Raw genomic sequence first — 18,026 nt, forward strand, 5'->3', positions numbered from 1 at the left:
ACGCCCGGTTACATTCCGAACCCGGAAGCTAAGCCTCACAGCGCCGATGGTACTGCAGGGGGGACCCTGTGGGAGAGTAGGACGCCGCCGAACAAATTTTGAAAGGGTTGGACCCCGAACTTCGGTTCCGGGTCCAACCCTTTTTTGTTTTGCGTAACTTCGAGTTCACGTTCCACCCGCAGCATCGGAGCCATGGGTACTGCTGCAATGCTCAGGGCGGCCGGCGTCGGATCCGGTGACGAGGTCGTCGTACCGGCCTTCGGGAACGTCGAAGTGGCCGAGGCCGTCACCCAGGCGGGTGCGCTCCCGGTGTTCGCCGACATAGATCCGGCCAGCTACTGCCTCGACGCGTCAGCCGTGGAAGCGGCGACAACTCCACGCACGGCGAGCATAGTTGTCGTGCACCGCTTCGGGCGGCGCGCGGACATCGCCCGGATGCACCAGCTCGGACAGCGGCACGGGCTGCTCGTGCTGGAGCAGGGGGAGTCCGAGGCGCCGTACGACGAGATGGCGCAGCGCAGGGAGCGAGCCGCCTACCTCGACGCCAAGTTGAAAGGCGTGCGGACACCGGACGGGAGCCCCGGGCACACCTACCAGCAGTACGTGGTGCGGGTGCCCGGTAACGGCCGGCCGGACCGCGACGCCTTCGCCCGCGCCCTGCGGGCCAAGGGAATCGACTGCCGCGTCCCCGTGAAGACCCCCGTGCACCGGCTCTCTGAGTTCCGGCGCTGTGTCGCGCTGCCGGAGACCGAGCGGGCCGCGGACGAGACGCTCGCCCTGCCGGTGGACGCCTCCCTCACCAAGCGGGAGATGCAGCGGATCGTCTCCGCTTGCAACGCGCTCGGCGGACTGCTTCAGCCCGCCTTCTGAACGTACGCCGAACGAGTTTGGGAACTCGGGCCTGTTCAGGGTATGGTTTTCTTGTTGCCGCGAGGGAAACCTCGAAAGCGACAGGCCCCTATAGCTCAGTCGGTAGAGCGTCTCCATGGTAAGGAGAAGGTCAACGGTTCGATTCCGTTTGGGGGCTCTGACAGAAAGGCCCCGCCCATTCGGGCGGGGCCTTTTTCATGCTTCCTGATGGGGCTCCGGCACTCGCATGGCGAGGATCGCCATGTCGTCGGACGGGGCGTCCGAGGCGAAGCGTTCCACCGCGCGCATGATGCGCGCGGCCACCGCGCCCGCCGTGAGGCCCGTGCACGTCGTGAGGACGTCGGCGAGGCCGTCGTCGCCCAGCATGCGGGTGCCCTCCCGGCGTTCGGTGACCCCGTCCGTGACGCAGAGAAGGACGTCACCGGGGTCGAGGGTGACCGTCTCCTCGTACAGCTCCAGGTCCTCGATGACACCGAGCAGCGGCTGGGGTTCGGCCGACGGGACCACCGTGCCGTCCTGGCGCAGGCGCAGCGGGAGCGGGTGGCCGGCGCAGACCACCTTCAACTCGGCGCTGCCGTCCGCCTGCGGCCGCATCTCGCCGTAGAGCAGCGTGAGGAAGCGGCTGCGGTCACCCTCGTCGAGGATGGCCGAGTTCAGCCGTTCCAGCACCGCCGGGCCGGAGAGGCCCTCGCGCGCCAGCAGACGCAGCGCATGCCGGGCCAGGCCGGTGACCGCGGCCGCGTTCGGGCCCGTGCCGCAGACGTCGCCGATGGCGAAGCCGTAGGCGCCGTTGCCGATGGGGAAGAGGTCGTAGAAGTCGCCGCCGACCTCGTTGCCCTCGCCGGCCGCGCGGTAGATGACCTCGACCTCGACGCCGTCGATGTGGGGCAGGCCGGGCGGGAGCAGGCTGCGCTGGAGGGACTGGCTGATGGCCGTGCGCTCCGAGTACAGACGGGCGTTGTCCAGGGCGAGCGCGGCCCGGCGGGACAAGTCCTCGGCCAGTTCCAGGATTTCCTGGCGGAAGTGCTCGTCGGTCGGCTTGCCGAGGGTCAGCATGCCGATGACGCGGTTGCGGGCGACCAGGGGCAGGACGACCGTCTCGCCGCCGACCGCGGAGGCCGTGGCGAGGGTCGGGCCGATGGCCGAGGCGACCTGGTGGGTGGGGCCGCCTGCCAGTCCCAGGCTGCGCATGGAACTGCGCAGGGCCGCCTGGTGGGCGACCTCGCCGGGCGCGGACCAGATCCGGGCGCCGGGCGTCGGCACCGGGTCGGGCGCGGGCACCTTCGACAGCAGCGACTTGATGCCGTCGATGAGGTCCTCGTCCTCGTGCAGCACGTACGACAGATAGGGCTCCGAGGCCTGGTCGGCGATCGTGTAGACCGCGCACCAGGTCGCGAGGGTCGGCACCGTCATCTGCGCCATCAGGGCCAGGGTCTGGTCGCGGTCCAGGGTGCCGGCCAGCAGGTCGGAGGCCTCCACCAGGAAGCTCAGCGAGCCGCGGCGCAGCCGCTCCAGCTCGCCCAGCCGGGCCGACTCGACGGCCAGCGCGATGCGGTCGGCGGCGAACTGCAGGCGCAGTGCTTCCTCGTTCGAGTACCGGCCGGGTGCCTCGGCGGCGACACCGAGGGAGCCGGTCAGACGGCCCTCGACCTTCAGCGGGACCGTGACCACCGAGCGCATGCCCGTGCCGGACAGCAGGGGCACGGCTCCGGGGACGGCGGTGAGGTCGTCGTGGACGGCGGGCATGCGTGCGGAGCCGTAGCGGCCGGGGCCGGCTTCCACGGGCACGCGGGCGAAGCGCTGGCGGGCGGAGGGCAGGCCGGTGGAGGCGCGCACCTCGAGCTCGGTCTCGTCGTCGGTCGCGAGCAGCAGGAACGCGGAGTCGCCGTCGAGCATGTCGCGGGCCCGCTCCACCGTGCGCTGGAGCAGGCCGTCCAGGTCGTCGGGGGCGGGGGAGCCGATGAACACCTCGAACGGGTCGGTGCTCTGCCCGTCGGAGGTGGACGTCTGGTCGGTGGCGGGACCGCGCAGCGGCGTCTGCAGGACGGCGCGCTCGTGATCGCGTACCAGGAGGCACACGGTGGACGGCTCGCCGCCGGTGTCGCGGACCCGCAGGTGGGAGGCGTACACCGGGGCGACCCTGCCGTCGGCGCGGCGGATGCCGTAGCTGCCCTCCCAGCGGGAGAGCCGCAGGGCCTCGGCGATGCCGGTGCCGGTGCCCGGGGTGTGCGGCCAGGCCGCGAGGTCGGTGAGCGGCTTGCCGACGACCTCGTTCGCCGGGTGGCCGAACAGTTCCTCCGCGTCCTCGTTCCAGGCGCTGATGGAGCCCTTCCGGTCGACCTGGAGGACCGCGACGCGGATCCGGCCGTCGGCCAGCGGGAGCAGGTCGGCGGGGATCGAGGGGCCGGCGGCACGCGTGCCGACCGGACGTTCGGGCAGGTCGAGCTGGAACCAGACGTTCTTGTGGGTGGGCGTGTAGTCCACACCCCAGCGGGCCGCCAGGGCCGCGCACAGCTGCAGGCCGCGGCCGCCCTCGCGGTCGGGGTTGCCCATCGCCGCGTGGGCGCTCTGCACGGGCAGCTCGCGCTCCGGGTAGCGGTCGGAGACCTCGACGCGGACGCCGTCCTCGGTGCGCAGGCACAGGACCTCCGCGTGCGTACCGGCGTGCACCACCGCGTTGGTCACGAGTTCGCTGGTGAGAACCACCGCGTCGTCGATGATGTCGGCGAAACCCCAGCCCTGGAGGGTGTCGCGGACGAAGGACCGGGCGGTCGCCACCGATCGTCCCACGGGCTCGAAGCTGGCGGCCGCGCGCGCGGTGATCACAAAACTCCTCGGCCTGTTGTCGGCGGACAGGGCTGCGGGGCCGGCCGGCTCGCGCCGCTGCTGCGGCATCAGCTCACCCGTCGGCCGTGGCTCCGGGGGTTGTCCCCCGGGGATCAGTCCGGTGGTCATGTTCTGCGGCCGCCCCTCCGATGCCCGCTCGTTCTGGTGCCACCGCCCAGGCCGGACGGACCGGTGCGGCTGGACAGCCGCATGCAAGGTTACTTACCTTCGCCGTCCGAGCGGATGCCGGTCGCCGTTGTTTAACCCCCCAGGGTGTGTGCGGACGATGTGCGAAGCTGCCGAACTGTTATGGCCTGGTTCGGCCGGGGTGAAACACTGGGCAAGCTTCTGATGAAGGTCCGGTCAGTTTGAGTGTGTTCCGTGCACGGCGGGCAGCAGCCCCTGGTGTGTCCGGAACTCATCTGGCAGAAATACCGAGCGGTAACGGGTACGCGGAAGCAACCGGTATGCCGGGGAGCGGCACACCGGGCCGATGTGACCGAGCACGGCAGTAACGGTCTACCCCTTCGGGAGGGACACAGTGGAGTCTGGCGCAGCGACGCGGGGCACGAAGGCGCGCGCGAAGGGCGGACAGTCCCAGGGCAGGGGCGGCGGCACCACCGTCGTGGACACGGCCGCCCTGAACCGGCTGCAGGCGGCCCTGGTCGCCATGCGGGACGGGAACTTCCGCAAGAGGCTCACGGTGTCCGGGGACGGCGTGATGTCGGAGATCGCCGCGGTCTTCAACGAGGTCGCCGACCGCAACCTGCACCTGACCGGTGAGCTGTCGCGCGTGCGGCGCATGGTGGGGCGTGAGGGAAAGCTCACGGAACGGCTGGAGACAGGGGCCTGCGAGGGCTCGTGGGCGACCGCCGTCGACAACTCCAACGCGCTGGTCGACGATCTGGTGTGGCCCGTCTCGGAGGTCAGCCGGGTCCTCACGGGGGTCGCGGAGGGTGATCTGTCGCCGCGGATGGATCTGCGCACGCAGGCGCCGGACGGCACCGGGCATCCTCTGCGGGGTGAGTTCCTGAAGGTCGGCCGTACGGTCAACAACCTGGTCGACCAGCTTTCGACGTTCACCGACGAGGTCACGCGCGTGGCCAGTGAGGTCGGCACCGAGGGCAAGCTCGGCGGCCAGGCCCGGGTGCGCGGGCTCTCCGGTTCGTGGAAGGACCTGACGGACTCCGTCAACACGATGGCGTCCCGGCTGACGGCGCAGGTGCGGGACATCGCCCTGGTGACCACCGCGGTCGCCAAGGGTGATCTGTCGCGGAAGGTCACCGTTCACGTGGCCGGCGAGATGCTGGAGCTGAAGAACACCGTCAACACGATGGTCGACCAGCTCTCCGCGTTCTCCTCGGAGGTGACGAGGGTCGCGCGGGAGGTCGGCACCGACGGCATCCTCGGTGGTCAGGCGCACGTGCCGGGTGTGGACGGCACGTGGAAGGAGCTCACCGATTCGGTGAACCTGATGGCCGGCAACCTGACGGCCCAGGTGCGGGGGATCGCCCAGGTGACCACGGCGGTCGCCAACGGTGATCTGTCGCAGAAGGTGACGGTTCCGGCGCGGGGCGAGGTCGCTCAGCTCGCCGAGACGATCAACCAGATGACCGAGACGCTGCGCATCTTCGCGGACGAGGTCACGCGCGTGGCCAACGAGGTCGGCGCCGAGGGCCGGCTGGGCGGTCAGGCGACGGTGCCGGGCGTCGCCGGCACCTGGAAGGACCTGACGGACTCCGTCAACACGGTGTTCCGGAACCTGACGACGCAGGTGCGTGACATCGCCGCGGTGACAACCGCCGTGGCCAGCGGTGACCTGTCGCAGAAGGTCACGGTGGACGTGGCCGGCGAGATGCTGGAGCTGAAGAACACCGTCAACACGATGGTGGACCAGCTCTCCGCGTTCGGCGCCGAGGTGACGCGGGTCGCGCGGGAGGTCGGTGTCGAGGGTGAGCTGGGCGGTCAGGCGCAGGTGCCGGGCGCTGCCGGTACCTGGAAGGATCTGACGGACTCCGTCAACACGGCGTTCCGGAACCTGACCGGCCAGGTGCGCAACATCGCCCAGGTGACCACGGCGGTGGCCAACGGCGACCTCTCCCAGAAGGTCACCGTGGACGTCTCCGGTGAGATGCTCCAGCTGAAGAACACCGTGAACACGATGGTGGACCAGCTGTCGAGCTTCGCCGACCAGGTGACGCGGATGGCCCGAGACGTGGGGACCGAGGGCCGGCTCGGCGGTCAGGCCCGGGTGGACGGGGTGTCGGGCACCTGGAAGGAGCTCACCGACTCCGTCAACTCGATGGCGTCCAACCTGACCGGTCAGGTGCGCAACATCGCGCAGGTCACGACGGCCGTCGCGCGGGGTGACCTCTCGCAGAAGATCGACGTGGACGCGCGCGGTGAGATCCTCGAGCTGAAGAACACGATCAACACGATGGTCGACCAGCTCTCCGCCTTCGCCGACCAGGTGACCCGGGTCGCCCGGGACGTGGGCACCGAGGGCCGTCTCGGCGGCCAGGCGCAGGTGCCGGGCGTGGCCGGGGTGTGGCGGGACCTGACGGATTCCGTGAACGGCATGGCCGGCAACCTCACCGCCCAGGTGCGCAACATCGCCCAGGTGGCCACGGCGGTGGCCCGCGGTGACCTCTCCCAGAAGATCACCGTGGACGCGCGCGGGGAGATCCTGGAGCTGAAGAACACGCTGAACACGATGGTGGACCAGCTGTCGTCGTTCGCCCAGGAGGTCACGCGCGTGGCCCGTGAGGTGGGCACCGAGGGCATGCTGGGCGGGCAGGCGGAGGTCCAGGGTGTCTCGGGCACCTGGAAGGACCTCACGCAGTCCGTGAACTTCATGGCGAACAACCTGACCATCCAGGTGCGCAACATCGCCGAGGTCACGACCGCCGTCGCCAAGGGCGATCTGTCGAAGAAGATCACCGTCGACGCGAAGGGCGAGATCCTCGAGCTCGTCACGACGGTCAACACGATGGTGGACCAGCTCTCGAGCTTTGCCGAGCAGGTGACCCGGGTCGCCCGTGAGGTGGGCACCGAGGGCATCCTGGGCGGTCAGGCGCACGTACCGGGTGTCACGGGCATCTGGAAGGACCTGAGCAACAACGTCAACCTGATGGCCAACAACCTGACCATGCAGGTGCGGAACATCTCCCAGGTGGCCGCCGCGGTCGCCAACGGTGACCTGACGCGGCAGGTGACCATCGAGGCGAGCGGTGAGGTCGCGCAGCTCGCGGACACCTTCAACACCATGGTGCGGACGCTGAGTTCGTTCGCCGACCAGGTCACCAAGGTGGCCCGTGAGGTGGGTACGGACGGCATCCTGGGCGGCCAGGCGCACGTGCCGGGTGTGGCCGGCACCTGGAAGGACCTCACCGAGTCCGTGAACCAGATGGCGTCCAACCTGACCGGTCAGGTGCGCAACATCGCCATGGTCACCACGGCCATCGCCAAGGGTGACCTGACCAAGAAGATCGACATCGACGCCCGTGGCGAGATCCTCGAGCTGAAGACGACGATCAACACGATGGTGGACCAGCTGTCCAGCTTCGCCGAGGAGGTCACCCGGGTCGCCCGCGAGGTGGGTACCGAGGGGCAGCTCGGCGGTCAGGCACGCGTGCGTGACGTCGACGGCACCTGGCGTGACCTGACGGAGTCGGTGAACGAGATGGCCGGGAACCTGACCCGGCAGGTGCGTGCCATCGCGCGCGTGGCGACCGCGGTGACCCGTGGCGACCTGAACCTGAAGATCGACGTCGACGCCTCCGGCGAGATCCAGGAACTGCAGGACTACATCAACAAGATGATCGCCAACCTGCGCGACACCACGATCGCCAACAAGGAGCAGGACTGGCTGAAGGGCAACCTGGCCCGTATCTCCGCGCTGATGCAGGGGCGCCGTGACCTGGCGGACGTGGCCTCCCTGATCATGAGCGAGCTGACGCCGGTGGTCTCCGCGCAGCACGGCGCGTTCTTCGTGACGATGCCGCTCATGGAGGGCCAGGACCTCGGCGCCGACGCCGAGGACCACTACGAGCTGCGGATGCTCGGCTCGTACGGCTACCTGACGGGCTCCATGCCGGCGTCGTTCCGGCCGGGTGAGGGGCTGATCGGCACGGCCGCCGAGGAGAAGCGCACGATCCTGGTGGAGAACGCGCCCAGCGGCTATCTGAAGATCTCCTCGGGGCTCGGCGAGGCCCCGCCGGCGCAGGTGATCGTGCTGCCGGTGCTCTTCGAGGGCAAGGTGCTCGGCGTGATCGAGCTCGCGTCGTTCACGCCGTTCACGCAGATCCAGAAGGACTTCCTCAACCAGATCGCCGAGATGATCGCGACCAGCGTCAACACCATCTCGGTGAACACCAAGACCGAGCTGCTGCTGAAGCAGTCGCAGGAGCTGACCGAGCAACTGCGGGAGCGGTCGGCCGAGTTGGAGAACCGGCAGAAGGCGCTGCAGGCGTCCAACGCCGAACTGGAGGAGAAGGCCGAGCTGCTGGCGCGGCAGAACCGGGACATCGAGGTGAAGAACACCGAGATCGAGGAGGCCCGGCAGGTCCTGGAGGAGCGTGCCGAGCAGCTCGCGGTGTCCATGCGCTACAAGAGCGAGTTCCTGGCCAACATGTCGCACGAGCTGCGTACGCCGCTCAACTCTCTGCTGATCCTGGCCAAGTTGCTCGCCGACAACGCCGAGGGCAACCTTTCCCCCAAGCAGGTCGAGTTCGCCGAGACGATCCACGGCGCCGGTTCCGATCTGCTTCAGCTGATCAACGACATCCTGGACCTGTCGAAGGTCGAGGCGGGCAAGATGGACGTCTCCCCGACGCGCATCGCGCTCGTCCAGCTCGTGGACTACGTGGAGGCGACCTTCCGGCCGCTGACCGCGGAGAAGGGCCTGGACCTGTCGGTGCGGGTCTCCCCGGAGCTGCCGGCCACCCTGCACACCGACGAGCAGCGGCTGCTGCAGGTGCTGCGCAACCTGCTGTCCAACGCGGTGAAGTTCACCGACTCCGGTTCGGTGGAACTGGTGATCCGGCCCGCCGGCACCGATGTGCCCCAGATCATCCGGGAGCAGATGCTGGAGTCCGGTTCGCTGACCGCCCCGGACGCCGGCCTGATCGCGTTCTCGGTGACCGACACGGGGATCGGCATCGCGGCCAGCAAGATGCGGGTGATCTTCGAGGCGTTCAAGCAGGCGGACGGTACGACCAGCCGCAAGTACGGCGGCACCGGTCTCGGTCTGTCGATCTCGCGGGAGATCGCACAGCTGCTCGGCGGTGAGATCTACGCACAGAGCGAACCGGGCCGCGGCTCGACGTTCACGCTGTATCTGCCGGTGCATCCGAGCGAGTTGCCGCCGCAGGGCTACCAGCAGTCCGTGCAGGCGCTGGAGGCCGGTGAGCTGCTCGCCTCCGAGGGCCGACCGGACGCGGATCTGTCGGCGGCGGAGATCGAGACGCCGGCGGAGGTGAAGTCGTACCGGGAGACGCAGAACGGGGCCGCCGCGCTCTTCAGGCGCCGCCGCCGGAGTCTGCCGCCGCCCGAGCACCGGCCGGAGCAGTGGAGCACGGTAGCCGAGCAGGAGAGCGCGCCGCGGCCCGCCCTCGCGGTGCGGTTCGGCGGCGAGAAGGTGCTGATCGTCGACGACGACATCCGCAACGTGTTCGCGCTCACCAGCGTGCTGGAGCAGCACGGGCTGTCGGTGCTGTACGCGGAGAACGGCCGTGAGGGCATCGAGGTGCTGGAGCAGCACGACGACGTGGCGGTGGTGCTGATGGACATCATGATGCCGGAGATGGACGGGTACGCGACGACCACGGCGATCCGCAGGATGCCGCAGTTCGCCGGGCTGCCGATCATCGCGCTGACCGCGAAGGCGATGAAGGGCGACCGGGAGAAGGCGATCGAGTCGGGTGCCTCCGATTACGTGACCAAGCCGGTCGATCCGGACCACCTGCTGGCGGTCATGCGGCAGTGGATGGGCGAGCGGTGACGGGCCCGTGGGAGCGGATGTGAACGCGGCGGGAACCTTCGGCGCGCACGCGGAGTTGTCGGAGTGCGGGGTGCCGGGCCGTGCGCCGGGACGTGTGGGAATCCTGAATTCCGGGAACCTTCGGGTCACTCACGGCATTTCGCTTATGTGCACAGTGACATCGCGGTGACAGGGTGTGGCGACGGGCAGGGTGCGGCTACGATGACCGGCACAAGGACGGGCGGCGAAAGGGAGTCGTCCCCTGGGGCGGCGCCCGGTGTACCGCCGGGGCGAGGAGGGCGGGCCATGGTGCAGAAGGCCAAGATCCTCCTGGTCGATGACCGGCCGGAGAATCTGCTGGCGCTGGAGGCGATCCTCTCTGCGCTCGATCAGACGCTGGTGCGGGCATCGTCCGGGGAGGAAGCGCTCAAGGCACTGCTCACGGACGATTTCGCGGTCATTCTGCTGGACGTCCAGATGCCGGGCATGGATGGGTTCGAGACGGCCGCGCACATCAAGCGGCGGGAGCGGACCCGGGACATCCCGATCATCTTCCTCACCGCGATCAACCACGGCCCGCATCACACCTTCCGGGGTTACGCGGCCGGCGCGGTGGACTACATCTCCAAGCCGTTCGACCCGTGGGTGCTGCGGGCGAAGGTCTCCGTGTTCGTCGAGCTGTACATGAAGAACTGCCAGCTCCGGGAGCAGGCGGCGCTGCTGCGGCTGCAGTTGGAGGGCGGTGGCAAGGGCGCGGTCGGCGCGAAGGAGTCCGCGGGGCTGCTCGCCGAACTGTCCGCGCGTCTGGCGGCCGTCGAGGAGCAGGCCGAGGCGCTGTCGAAGCAGTTGGACGACGAGTCCGCGGACGCCGCCGCGGTGGCCACGGCCGCTCATCTGGAGCGGAAACTGACGGGCCTGCGGCGGGCGCTCGATGCCCTGGAGCCGGGTACGGGCGCCGGCAGCCAGTCGGTGCCGACGCAGAACTGACGTCCGCCGGGAAGGCAGTTGCCCATGAGTGTGCGTCACTTCCGCGCCTTGGCAGGGGCGACACGAACGGGTGAAGCAGTGGGCACACGTGTCCGCTGTCGTCTCCCCCGGTAATCTCACACCTATGGCCTCACGTCCCTCCGCAGCCAAGAAGCCGCCCGCCAAGAAGGCGGCCGCTCCCGCGAAGGCTGCGGCGAGGAAGGCCGCCGCGAAGAAGGTCCCGGCGAAGAAGGCGCCCGCCAAGCGGGCTCCGGCGAAGAAGGCCGCGCCGCCCAGGCCGGCTCCGAGCCCCACGGGGGGCGTGTACCGGCTCGTACGCGCCCTCTGGCTCGGCCTCGCGCACGCCGTCGGCGCCGTCTTCCGCGGCATAGGGCAGGGCGCGAAGAACCTCGACCCTGCCCACCGCAAGGACGGCGTCGCGCTGCTGCTCTTCGGCCTCGCGCTGATCGTCGCCGCCGGCACCTGGGCCGACCTGCGCGGTCCGGTCGGCGACCTGGTGGAGATCCTGGTCACCGGCGCCTTCGGGCGGCTCGATCTGCTGGTGCCGATCCTGCTCGCGGTGATCGCGGTCCGCTTCATGCGGCACCCGGAGCAGCCGGAGGCCAACGGCCGGATCGTGATCGGCCTGTCCGCCCTCGTCATCGGCGTCCTCGGGCAGGTGCACATCGCCTGCGGCGCGCCCGCCCGCAGCTCCGGCATGCAGGCCATAAGGGATGCCGGCGGACTCATCGGCTGGGCGGCGGCGACCCCGTTGACGTACACCATGAGCGAGGTGCTCGCCGTACCGCTGCTGGTGCTGCTGACGGTCTTCGGGCTGCTCGTGGTGACCGCCACGCCGGTCAACGCCATCCCGCAGCGCCTGCGCGCGCTCGGCGTGCGCCTCGGCCTGCTGTCCGACCCGCAGGAGTTCGAGGCCACCGGGGACGACGAGCGGTACGACGAACAGTGGCGCGAGGCGCTGCCCGCACGCCCCCGCGGGCGCCGGAGCGCCCCCCAGGCGTACGCCCCCGAGGGAGCCGAGGAGGACGCGCTCTCGCAGCGCCGCGGCCGCCCGAGGCGCTCCGCGGTGCCGCAACCCGATCCGCGGCGCCGGATGGACGCGGTGGACGTCGCGTCGGCCGCCGCGGCCGCGCTCGACGGCGCCGTCCTGCACGGTATGCCGCCGTCCCCGGTCGTCGCCGACCTGACCCAGGGCGTGAGCGTGGGCGAGCGCGAGGACACCACCCCGGTGCCCACGCCGGATCCGGCGCCGGCCCCGACGCCGGTCCCGGCCGCCCGCCCCAGGCAGGAGAGGCTGTCCACCGGCGGCGTTCCCGACCTGACCAAGAAGGCCCCCGACGAGCCCCGCGACCTGCCCGCGCGCGCGGAGCAGCTCCAGCTCTCCGGTGACATCACCTACGCGCTGCCGTCGCTGGACCTGCTCACCCGGGGCGGCCCCGGCAAGGCCCGGAGCGCGGCCAACGACGCGGTCGTCGCCTCGCTCACCCAGGTCTTCACCGAGTTCAAGGTCGACGCGGCCGTCACCGGCTTCACCCGCGGTCCGACGGTCACCCGCTACGAGGTCGAGCTCGGCCCCGCCGTGAAGGTCGAGCGGATCACCGCGCTGACGAAGAACATCGCGTACGCCGTCGCCAGCCCCGACGTGCGGATCATCAGCCCCATCCCCGGCAAGTCGGCGGTCGGCATCGAGATCCCCAACACCGACCGGGAGATGGTCAACCTCGGTGACGTGCTGCGCCTCGCCGAGTCCGCCGAGGACGACGACCCGATGCTGGTCGCCTTCGGCAAGGACGTCGAGGGCGGGTACGTGATGCACTCGCTGGCGAAGATGCCGCACATGCTGGTCGCGGGCGCCACCGGCTCCGGCAAGTCGTCCTGCATCAACTGCCTGATCACCTCGATCATGATGCGGGCGACCCCGGAGGACGTCCGGATGATCCTCGTCGACCCCAAGCGCGTGGAACTGACCGCCTACGAGGGCATCCCGCACCTGATCACGCCGATCATCACCAACCCCAAGCGGGCCGCCGAGGCCCTGCAGTGGGTGGTGCGCGAGATGGACCTGCGCTACGACGACCTCGCCGCCTACGGCTACCGGCACATCGACGACTTCAACCGCGCCGTCCGCGAGGGCAAGGTCAAGCCGCCGGAGGGCAGCGAGCGCGAGCTCCAGCCGTACCCGTATCTGCTGGTGATCGTGGACGAGCTGGCCGACCTGATGATGGTCGCCCCGCGGGACGTCGAGGACGCCATCGTGCGCATCACGCAGCTCGCGCGCGCGGCCGGCATCCACCTGGTGCTCGCCACCCAGCGCCCGTCGGTCGACGTGGTCACCGGCCTGATCAAGGCGAACGTGCCCTCCCGGCTGGCGTTCGCCACCTCCTCGCTCGCCGACTCCCGGGTCATCCTCGACCAGCCGGGCGCCGAGAAGCTGATCGGCAAGGGCGACGGCCTCTTCCTGCCGATGGGTGCGAACAAGCCCACGCGTATGCAGGGCGCTTTCGTGACCGAGGCCGAGGTCGCGCTCGTCGTGCAGCACTGCAAGGACCAGATGGCGCCCGTCTTCCGCGACGACGTCACCGTGGGCACCAAGCAGAAGAAGGAGATCGACGAGGACATCGGCGACGACCTCGACCTGCTGTGCCAGGCGGCCGAGCTGGTCGTCTCCACCCAGTTCGGGTCGACGTCCATGCTGCAGCGCAAGCTCAGGGTCGGCTTCGCCAAGGCGGGACGGCTCATGGACCTGATGGAGTCCCGCAACATCGTGGGACCGAGCGAGGGTTCGAAGGCGCGTGACGTTCTCGTGAAACCCGACGAGCTGGACGGCGTACTCGCGCTGATCCGTGGGGAGACGGACGGATAGGGCAGCGGGCCGCCCGGCGTGTCGGGGTTACGCCGGGTGGCGGCAGCGCCGTGATCCACCCGTTAGGGAGCGGCGAGCAACCGTTTCCCCTCGCTGTACGTCAAGTTGAGCGAAAGGACCGGTACGGATCCCGTCCTGGGGTATGTGTCTGTCCCACCATCGGGTTGTCGGGCCATACCGATGGCGTACAAGCACCCCCCGCCCGGTCGCTCCACCCTTTCGTACCCGCCTAGACTGAACCTCCAGCACAGGTGGCTCACACGCTCGAAAGGCGCCCCCGTGTCCATCGGCAACTCCCCTGAAGACGAGCGTCCGTTCCACGACGTGTCCGAGGAAGCCCGTCCCTCCGTCGGCCGCGCCCTGCGGCAGGCCCGCATCGCGGCCGGGCTCACGGTCGACGACGTCAGCAGTGCCACTCGTGTCCGTATCGCCATCGTGCACGCCATCGAGGCGGACGACTTCGCCCCCTGCGGCGGTGACGTGTACGCGCGCGGGCACATCCGCACGCTGGCCAGGGCCGTGCGTCTCGATCCCGCCCCGTTGATCGCCCAGTACGACGCCGAGCACGGCGGGCGGCCCGCGCCCACCCCGGCCGCGCCGATGTTCGAGGCGGAACGCATCCGCCCCGAGCGCCGGGGACCCAACTGGACGGCGGCCATGGTCGCCGCGATCGTCGCCGTCGTCGGTTTCGTCGGGTTCACCGCGTTCAAGGGCGGCGACAGCGGCAACGACGCCAAGTCGCAGGTGGCCGAGGGAGCCTCGCCCGAGCCCGGCAAGTCGTCCTCGCCCACGCCCAAGAAGGACAAGCCCGCCGCGCCGTCGTCCGAGCCGTCCGACAGTGCCATCGCCGCCGCACCGCAGGACAAGGTCACCGTCCAGGTCAGCGCGCCGAACGGGCGCAGCTGGATCTCCGCCAAGGACCACAACGGCCGGATGCTCTTCGACGGGCTGCTGAAGAAGGGCGAGTCCAAGACCTTCCAGGACAGCTCCAAGATCAACCTGATCCTCGGTGACGCCGGCGCGATCGAGCTGTACGTCAACGGCAAGAAGATCGAGGACAACTTCCGGCCGGGCGCCGTGGAGCGTCTCACGTACACGAAGGGCGACCCCGAGGCCGGATAAACGCAGACGGGGCGCGGATGTGACGGGGTTGGCCAAGATCGGCCAACCCCGTCGACGTGGGGTGTCAGCCAGACAAAGTAGTCTTGAGCCCATGCCTGAACGCCGTACCGTCGCACTTGTCACTCTTGGCTGCGCCCGTAACGAGGTGGACTCGGAGGAGCTCGCAGGCCGTTTGGAGGCGGACGGCTGGCAGCTCGTCGAGGACGCCGCGGACGCCGATGTCGCCGTGGTCAACACCTGTGGCTTCGTCGAGGCTGCCAAGAAGGACTCCGTGGATGCCCTTCTGGAGGCCAACGACCTCAAGGACCATGGCAGAACCCAGGCCGTGGTGGCGGTGGGCTGCATGGCCGAGCGGTACGGCAACGAACTGGCCGCGGCGCTCCCCGAGGCCGACGGCGTGCTCGGCTTCGACGACTACGCCGACATCTCCGACCGCCTGCAGACCATCCTCTCCGGCGGCATCCACGCCGCGCACACCCCGCGCGACCGCCGCAAGCTGCTGCCGATCAGCCCCGCCGAGCGGCAGGACTCCGCCGCCGCCGTGGCGCTGCCCGGCCACGGCCCGGCCGACCTCCCGGAGGGCGTCTCGCCCGCATCCGGCCCGCGGGCGCCGCTGCGCCGCCGCCTGGACGGCTCGCCGGTCGCCTCGGTCAAGCTGGCCTCCGGCTGCGACCGGCGCTGCTCCTTCTGCGCCATCCCCTCCTTCCGCGGCTCCTTCATCTCCCGCCGTCCCAGCGACGTGCTGAACGAGACCCGGTGGCTGGCCGAGCAGGGGGTGAAGGAGATCATGCTGGTCTCCGAGAACAACACCTCCTACGGCAAGGACCTGGGCGACATCCGCCTGCTGGAGTCCCTCCTGCCCGAGCTGGCGGAGGTCGACGGCCTCGAGCGGGTGCGCGTGAGCTACCTGCAGCCGGCCGAGATGCGCCCGGGCCTGATCGACGTCCTGACCTCCACCCCGAAGGTCGTCCCCTACTTCGACCTGTCCTTCCAGCACTCCGCGCCCGGCGTCCTGCGCGCCATGCGCCGCTTCGGCGACACCGACCGCTTCCTGGAGCTGCTGGACACCATCCGCGGCAAGGCACCGCAGGCCGGCGTGCGCTCCAACTTCATCGTCGGCTTCCCCGGCGAGAGCGAGGCCGACCTGGCCGAACTGGAGCGCTTCCTGAACGGCGCCCGGCTGGACGCCATCGGTGTCTTCGGCTACTCCGACGAGGAGGGCACGGAGGCGGCCACGTACGACGACAAGCTGGACGAGGACGTCGTCGCCGAGCGCCTCGCCCGCGTCTCCCGGCTCGCCGAGGAACTCGTCTCCCAGCGCGCCGAGGAGCGCCTCGGGGAGACCGTGCACGTCCTCGTGGAATCCGTCGGCGGGGAGGACGGCGTGTACGGCCGGGCCGCGCACCAGGCACCGGAGACCGACGGCCAGGTGCTGCTCACGAGCGGCGAGGGCCTGAGTGTGGGACGTATGGTCGAGGCGAAGGTGGTCGGCACGGAAGGTGTCGACCTGGTCGCCGAGCCGCTGGCGGGCTCGCCGTCGTGCAGTGAGGAGGCGGGCAGATGACCGGAGTCCCGGCATCCGCCGCGGGCGGCTCCACCGGTGCGCAGGGCACCCGGGGTTCGGCCGCTGCTGCCGACGGCGCTGCTTCCGAGGTCTCCGGCTCCGTTGCCCGCTCTGCCGCTCCGGCCCCCGGCCCGGAGGGCGGTGCGCGTCCCGCGCGCGGCGGGAAACTGACGGCGGCGGCCGTCAACCAGGCCAGCGTGTGGAACGTCGCCAATCTGCTGACGATGCTCCGGCTGCTCCTCGTGCCCGGCTTCGTGGCGCTGATGCTGGCCGACGGCGGCTACGACCCAGCCTGGCGCTCGCTCGCCTGGGCGGCCTTCGCCGTCGCCATGATCACCGACCTGTTCGACGGGCATCTGGCGCGCACCTACAACCTGGTCACCGACTTCGGGAAGATCGCCGACCCCATCGCCGACAAGGCGATCATGGGTGCGGCGCTCATCTGTCTGTCGGCCCTGGGCGATCTGCCGTGGTGGGTCACCATTGTGATCCTCGGCCGGGAACTCGGCATCACGCTGCTGCGTTTTCTCGTCATTCGCTACGGCGTGATCCCCGCGAGCCGGGGCGGCAAGCTGAAGACGCTCACCCAGGGCGTCGCCGTCGGGATGTACGTCCTGGCACTGACGGGGTGGCTGGCCACCATGAGGTTCTGGGTGATGGCCGTGGCGGTCGTGCTCACCGTCGTCACCGGCCTCGACTACGTGAGACAGGCCATTGTGCTGCGCCGGCGGGGAATCGCCGAACGCGCGGCGGCGTTGGAGGAGAAGGAAGCGTGAGTTCCCCGGCCACCGAACTGGTGCGACTACTGACCGTGAGGGGCGAGAGCCTCGCCGTCGCGGAGTCGCTGACCGGTGGTCTGGTGGCGGCGGAGGTCACCGCGGTCCCCGGGGCGTCCAAGGTCTTCCGCGGTTCGGTCACCGCCTACGCCACCGAGCTGAAGCGGGAACTGCTCGGAGTCGACGCCACCCTGCTGGCGGAGCGCGGCGCGGTGGATCCGCAGGTCGCGGCAGAGATGGCCGCCGGGGTGCGCAAGGCTCTGGGTGCCGACTGGGGTCTCGCGACGACCGGAGTCGCCGGGCCCGACCCGCAGGACGGCCAGGCCGTCGGGACGGTGTTCGTCGCCGTAGACGGGCCGTTTTCCGCGCTTCCTGGTTCTGCCGGTGGCGGAAAAGTGGAGGCGCTGCGGTTGAACGGCGACCGTGCGGAAATTCGTATGGAGAGTGTACGGAGCGTACTCGCACTGCTTCTGAAGGAGCTTGCGGGCGAACAGACCGGGAATGAGCGGGCACAGGATACGGAACGGAACGGGGGGTTTTGATGTTTGCAGCCCTGAGTGAACACGACATCGCTCCCCGCACGGCCGCGGCGCAAGGCGGTACGGTGGGGCGAGAAGGATGCGGCTACGCGGTCCGAGGAGGGAGCCACCGATGATTCTGCTCCGTCGCCTGCTGGGTGACGTGCTGCGTCGGCAGCGCCAACGCCAGGGCCGTACTCTGCGCGAAGTCTCCTCGTCCGCCCGAGTCTCACTCGGCTATCTCTCCGAGGTGGAGCGGGGGCAGAAGGAGGCTTCCTCCGAGCTGCTCTCCGCCATCTGCGACGCGCTGGACGTACGGATGTCGGAACTGATGCGGGAAGTGAGCGACGAGCTGGCGCTCGCCGAACTGGCCCGGTCCGCCACGGCCACCGAGCCCGTACCCGCGCCGGTCCGTCCGATGCTGGGTTCCGTGTCGGTGACCGGTGTGCCACCGGAACGGGTGACCATCAAGGCGCCCGCCGAGGCGGTGGACGTGGTCGCCGCGTGACGTCCGCGAGTA

General features: G+C 69.9%; 10 protein-coding genes, 1 tRNA gene and 1 rRNA gene. 11 read left to right on the top strand and 1 reads right to left on the bottom strand.

The genetic code is table 11. The annotated features are described in order from the left end of the window. From rrf to AB0924_RS35955, 3 genes are all read left to right on the top strand, one after another. Positions 1-93 (top strand): 5S ribosomal RNA (gene rrf, locus AB0924_RS35945); the annotation flags it as partial. Between the two features lie 114 nt (positions 94-207). Next, positions 208-870: a DegT/DnrJ/EryC1/StrS family aminotransferase gene (locus tag AB0924_RS35950; protein WP_358939208.1), complete on the top strand. Its 663-nt coding sequence runs from the start codon at positions 208-210 to the stop codon at positions 868-870. Between the two features lie 84 nt (positions 871-954). Next, positions 955-1,027 (top strand) — tRNA-Thr (locus AB0924_RS35955). Between the two features lie 38 nt (positions 1,028-1,065). On the opposite strand, the gene AB0924_RS35960 is transcribed toward AB0924_RS35955, so the two are convergent. Continuing rightward, positions 1,066-3,825 carry a SpoIIE family protein phosphatase gene (locus AB0924_RS35960; RefSeq protein ID WP_366913699.1) on the bottom strand — a complete coding sequence of 920 codons (2,760 nt, stop codon included), beginning with the start codon at positions 3,823-3,825 and terminating at the stop codon, positions 1,066-1,068. Positions 3,826-4,237: 412 nt separating this feature from the next. Here AB0924_RS35960 and AB0924_RS35965 point away from each other — a divergent pair, with 412 nt between their 5' ends. The 8 genes from AB0924_RS35965 to AB0924_RS36000 all read left to right on the top strand — a co-directional run bounded on the left by AB0924_RS35965 (position 4,238) and on the right by AB0924_RS36000 (position 18,014). Further along, positions 4,238-9,697 carry a HAMP domain-containing protein gene (locus tag AB0924_RS35965; RefSeq protein WP_366913700.1) on the top strand — a complete coding sequence of 1,820 codons (5,460 nt, stop codon included), beginning with the start codon at positions 4,238-4,240 and terminating at the stop codon, positions 9,695-9,697. Positions 9,698-9,982: 285 nt separating this feature from the next. Then, positions 9,983-10,663 carry a response regulator gene (locus AB0924_RS35970; protein ID WP_358939197.1) on the top strand — a complete coding sequence of 227 codons (681 nt, stop codon included), beginning with the start codon at positions 9,983-9,985 and terminating at the stop codon, positions 10,661-10,663. A 124-nt stretch (positions 10,664-10,787) separates the two neighbouring features. After that, positions 10,788-13,526, top strand: a complete 2,739-nt coding sequence (locus tag AB0924_RS35975; protein ID WP_366913701.1) for a DNA translocase FtsK — start codon at positions 10,788-10,790, stop codon at positions 13,524-13,526. Between the two features lie 279 nt (positions 13,527-13,805). Then, positions 13,806-14,648 (top strand): RodZ domain-containing protein, encoded by an 843-nt coding sequence (locus AB0924_RS35980; RefSeq protein WP_358939193.1) that lies wholly within the window; start codon positions 13,806-13,808, stop codon positions 14,646-14,648. A gap of 91 nt (positions 14,649-14,739) precedes the next feature. Further along, positions 14,740-16,212: a 30S ribosomal protein S12 methylthiotransferase RimO gene (gene rimO / locus AB0924_RS35985; protein WP_358939191.1), complete on the top strand. Its 1,473-nt coding sequence runs from the start codon at positions 14,740-14,742 to the stop codon at positions 16,210-16,212. Beyond that, positions 16,209-16,988: a CDP-diacylglycerol--glycerol-3-phosphate 3-phosphatidyltransferase gene (gene pgsA, locus AB0924_RS35990; RefSeq protein ID WP_358939189.1), complete on the top strand. Its 780-nt coding sequence runs from the start codon at positions 16,209-16,211 to the stop codon at positions 16,986-16,988. Before rimO ends, pgsA begins: the two co-directional genes overlap by 4 nt. After that, positions 16,985-17,530, top strand: coding sequence for a CinA family protein (locus tag AB0924_RS35995; protein ID WP_366913702.1), 546 nt, complete (start codon positions 16,985-16,987; stop codon positions 17,528-17,530). The genes pgsA and AB0924_RS35995 overlap by 4 nt, the downstream gene beginning before the upstream one ends. A gap of 109 nt (positions 17,531-17,639) precedes the next feature. Further along, a complete protein-coding gene (locus AB0924_RS36000) occupies positions 17,640-18,014 on the top strand; it encodes a helix-turn-helix transcriptional regulator (RefSeq protein ID WP_358939185.1) in 375 nt (124 codons plus the stop codon). Positions 18,015-18,026 lie beyond the last annotated feature (12 nt).

Source organism: Streptomyces sp. NPDC047869 (assembly GCF_040704065.1).
Classification (GTDB): domain Bacteria; phylum Actinomycetota; class Actinomycetes; order Streptomycetales; family Streptomycetaceae; genus Streptomyces.

Coding starts and splice junctions, on each gene's coding strand:
- AB0924_RS35950 (WP_358939208.1), top strand. CDS start 208: ATGCTCAGGGCGGCCGGCGTCGGATCCGGTGACGAGGTCGTCGTACCG.
- AB0924_RS35960 (WP_366913699.1), bottom strand. CDS start 3,825: ATGACCACCGGACTGATCCCCGGGGGACAACCCCCGGAGCCACGGCCG.
- AB0924_RS35970 (WP_358939197.1), top strand. CDS start 9,983: ATGGTGCAGAAGGCCAAGATCCTCCTGGTCGATGACCGGCCGGAGAAT.
- AB0924_RS35975 (WP_366913701.1), top strand. CDS start 10,788: ATGGCCTCACGTCCCTCCGCAGCCAAGAAGCCGCCCGCCAAGAAGGCG.
- rimO (WP_358939191.1), top strand. CDS start 14,740: ATGCCTGAACGCCGTACCGTCGCACTTGTCACTCTTGGCTGCGCCCGT.
- pgsA (WP_358939189.1), top strand. CDS start 16,209: ATGACCGGAGTCCCGGCATCCGCCGCGGGCGGCTCCACCGGTGCGCAG.
- AB0924_RS36000 (WP_358939185.1), top strand. CDS start 17,640: ATGATTCTGCTCCGTCGCCTGCTGGGTGACGTGCTGCGTCGGCAGCGC.